We start from the raw sequence: 3,796 nt of genomic DNA, 5'->3' as shown, positions 1-3,796 counted from the left end.
GAGATTGCATCGCGCGGGGGTACGCCCGTCCTCTTTCCGTCGCACGGGTTGAACGCGCTCGGCGGGTCAGACTGGGTCGGGGCGCAGGCTCGCATGGCCGCAGACTGGGACTCGTACCTCGGGTTTGAACTCGGCCCGATGTTCGTCCCCCACGGTCGCATCTACGATCTATCCGCGTACCGGATGCTGCTCGATGTTCCGCAGTGCATCGGCGCCAAGCACTCGTCGCTTTCGCGCGAACTCGAATGGCAGCGACTGGATCTGCGCGACCGTACTCGTCCCGACTTCCGGGTCCTGACCGGAAACGATCTGGCAATCGACATGGTCATGTACGGCAGCGACTATCTGCTCGGACTGTCGACGTGCGCTCCCGATGCGTTTGCGCTTCGCGATCGCTACTGGGCCGAGGGAGATGAGCGCTTCTACGAGCTGAACGACCTGCTGCAATACCTGGGACAGCTGATCTTCCGCCCGCCCGTACCCGCTTACCGGCATAGCGCCGCGCAATTCATGAAGCTGCGCGGCTGGATCGACTGCGACGGCGCTCCATTGCTCGACACGCTGCGGCCTGACGGTGACGTCGAAATACTTCGAAACATCGCGGAGCGAATCGAGGCGCAGGTCCGATGAATTCGAACTTCGTCAAACTGACGTCCCTGCGCAACGAGGATCAACTACGCGCCCGGCTCGCGGATCTCGATGTTCACCTTCCGCTGTCCGGCTCGAACCCCGAAGACGTTCTTCGGGCGCCACTGTACCTCCGGGATGCAGCGGCGGGCGAGCGCACGGTCGGCAATCGTTTCGCGATTCTGCCGATGGAAGGCTGGGACGGCACGCCCGATGGACGACCGACCGAGCTCGTGCAGCGCCGCTGGCGCAACTTCGGCGAGAGCGGGGCCAAACTCATCTGGTGTGAAGCGACGGCGGTCCGCTCCGACGGCCGCGCGAATCCGCATCAGCTCGTGATGGACGAAGGCTCGACGACACCACTGGGCGAGCTGCGCGCGGACCTGGTTCGCGCGCACCGCGAGCGCTTCGGCGGCGATGAAGACCTGGTCGTCGGCCTGCAACTCACACACTCCGGTCGCTGGTCGCGACCCGATGGCTCTGCGCGACCGCGGACTGCGTATAGCCACCCGTGGCTCGACGGGCGGGTCGAAGCAGGCGCGTCACAGGTCCTGAGCGATGCGGAACTCGACGAACTGGTCGTCGCATATGTCGACGCGGCGGTTCGCGCGCGCGACGCGGGTTTCGATTTCGTGGACGTGAAGCACTGCCACGGCTATCTGCTACACGAGTTGCTCAGTGCCACCGAGCGAAGTGGAGAGTACGGAGGCGTCTTAGCCCATCGCATCCACTTCCTACGCGCGGTCGTCGCCGGAATCCGCGAGCGCGCACCCGAGCTGAGCATCGCGGTGCGTCTGTCGGCTTTCGACTACGCTCCCTTTCACAAAGGTGCGGACGGTCGCGGTGTTCCCGAAACGGACCAACCCTATCGATTCGCCTTTGGTGGAGACGGAACGGGTGTGGGGATCGATCTCGCGGAGACCCACGCCTTCTTGTCCGAACTCGAAGCACTCGGAATTGGACTCGTCTCGATCACCGCTGGAAGTCCCTACTACTGTCCGCACGTACAGCGCCCCGCCGCCTATCCTCCGTCGGATGGCTATGCGCCTCCCGAGGATCCGCTGATCGGCGTCGCGCGAATGATCGCGGCCACCGCCGAACTCGCGCTCGCACACCCTTCACTTGCGATCGTGGGATCCGGCCTGAGCTATCTGCAGGAGTGGCTACCGCGGGTGGGCGCGGGTGCGGTAGAGGCTGGTTCCATGGCACTCGTGGGTCTCGGTCGCATGGCTCTGTCCTATCCCGACTTGCCAAGCGATGTACTTGCGGGGCGGGAACTGCAACGCAAGCGCATCTGCAGAACCTTCAGCGACTGCACCACCGCACCCCGAAACGGCCTGATCTCGGGCTGCTACCCACTCGATCCACACTACAAAGCCATGGACGCCGCGCCTAAAGTCGCCGAGATGCGCAAGGCTGCGACACCGCGCGGATAGCTGACCGGAAGCTCAACAGCCCCCGGTCAGGATTGCGGCCGGACAGCCGCGCGAAGCGGCAAGCGCCCGCGAGATGCGAGCTTCCTACGTCCCCAACCGCGCAATTCCAGCGGCTGCATCCCTTGATATTCTAAATAATGTAGTGCATTATTTAGGAGATGCCTCGCAATCCTCGCCCAATCAAGACCCGGTCAGACGCTCTGGCGACCCGAGCGCGCCTCATGCGCGCCGCGATCGCCGCGTTCGCTGCACAAGGGATCGACGGCGTGAGTCTCGTCGCGATCACCGAGGCCGCGGGCGCAAGCAACGCCTCAGCCATCCAGTACCACTTCGGGGGCAAGGACGGGTTGATCGAGGCGATCCTGGACGACTACGAGCAGGTCACGGATGGGCGCCGGCTCGAACTCGCTGCTGAATTGTCCGAGCGCGGTCGTCCCTCGCTGCGCGATGAGATTTCGACCCTCGTTCTTCCTTGGGCCGAGCTATTGGAGCACCGCGACGGCGTCGCCTATCTCAAGTTGCTCGGACAACTCGTGGGCCATCCCCGCTTCTCGATCGTGGAGCGCCACCGCAAAGCGCTCACGAAAGCCTCGGGCGGTCTGCTCGCTGGGCTACGACGCGCCGAGGAGCGGGACCCGCAGCGGTGGACGTCCCGCTGGATCCTCGTGACGGGGCTCCTCTTCCACGGCTTCGCCGACTACGCCGCGATGACCTCCACCCGCAGGCGCAATACGAACCAGCCTACGCTCGACGCTTTCGTCCAGGAATTGATCGATGCGATCACCGCCGTGATCGCTCGTCGCTGAAACGCATTCAACCAAACCCCAACGTAGGAGTCCGGCATGTCCAAGTACACGGATCTGATCTTCGAGAAGAAGGGTGAAGTCACTCGCATCACGCTCAACCGCCCGAACAAGCACAACGCGCTCACGATCTCGTTGCAGAAGCAACTGCACGAGGCGATTCGCGAGGTAAAGTTCGATCTCGAAACGCGCGTGCTCATCATCACCGGCGCGGGCAACACCTTCTGCGCCGGTGACGACATCCCCGAAATGCCCCGGATGGCCGAGCTCAACGTCACGGCGGAGTCGATCGGCGACGTCGACACGCCGCCGGCATCCACGCCGATGTTCATGTTCATCCGCATGTTCCAGGAGACCGCGGCGATGCTCGAGGACCTCGACTGCGTGACGATCGCGGCCGTAGACGGCGTCTGCATGGGCGGCGGGCTCGAACTCACCCTTTGCTGCGACTTCGTTCTGACGACGTCCAACGCACGCTGGGGCATGCCCGAGATCGACATGGGCATCACGCCGGGCTGGGGCGGCTGCACCCGGATGCAGCGCTACGTCGGCCGTCGCAAGTGCAAAGAGATCAACCTCCTCGCCTATGAGTTCAGCGGCCGTGACGCCGAGGAGTGGGGGCTTGCCAACCGCGTCGTCGAGGCGTCGGAACTCGAGGGCGAGGTGCAGGCGCTCGCCGATCTCATGCTCGCGAAGAGCCGGTACGCCATTCGGCGGACGAAGTTCGTGCTGAACAACGCCGCAGAGGGCCATCTCGCGCAGGCGACCGCCTTCGAGGTTCCGGTGGATCCTGGTGCAGGCCTGGGAGATGATCTGGAAGGCGTCCAGAACTTCGCGAACAAGACGCAGGACTGGAATGACATCCGCTCTCGGTCGAAGGGCTTCTGGCGAGCCTGAGCTGCAGACGTCGGATCGGTCGGATCAAGAGGG

General features: G+C 64.1%; 4 protein-coding genes. All 4 read left to right on the top strand.

Annotated features, from left to right (window positions below):
• A partial coding sequence (locus tag GY725_24710; protein MCP4007396.1) for a dihydrodipicolinate synthase family protein occupies positions 1–630 on the top strand: 630 nt, incomplete at its 5' end.
• Positions 627–2,063, top strand: a complete 1,437-nt coding sequence (locus GY725_24705; protein MCP4007395.1) for an NADH:flavin oxidoreductase — start codon at positions 627–629, stop codon at positions 2,061–2,063. The genes GY725_24710 and GY725_24705, both read left to right, overlap by 4 nt.
• 221 nt (positions 2,064–2,284) lie before the next feature.
• Positions 2,285–2,869, top strand: coding sequence for a TetR/AcrR family transcriptional regulator (locus tag GY725_24700; GenBank protein MCP4007394.1), 585 nt, complete (start codon positions 2,285–2,287; stop codon positions 2,867–2,869).
• A 36-nt stretch (positions 2,870–2,905) separates the two neighbouring features.
• A complete protein-coding gene (locus tag GY725_24695; GenBank protein MCP4007393.1) occupies positions 2,906–3,763 on the top strand; it encodes an enoyl-CoA hydratase/isomerase family protein in 858 nt (285 codons plus the stop codon).
• The last annotated feature ends 33 nt before the right edge of the window (positions 3,764–3,796 follow it).

The sequence above is a fragment of the bacterium genome, assembly GCA_024226335.1.
GTDB lineage: Bacteria > Myxococcota_A > UBA9160 > SZUA-336 > SZUA-336 > JAAELY01.
Note: the sequence above shows the minus strand (reverse complement) of the source record. Positions and strands in the feature narration are given on the sequence as shown.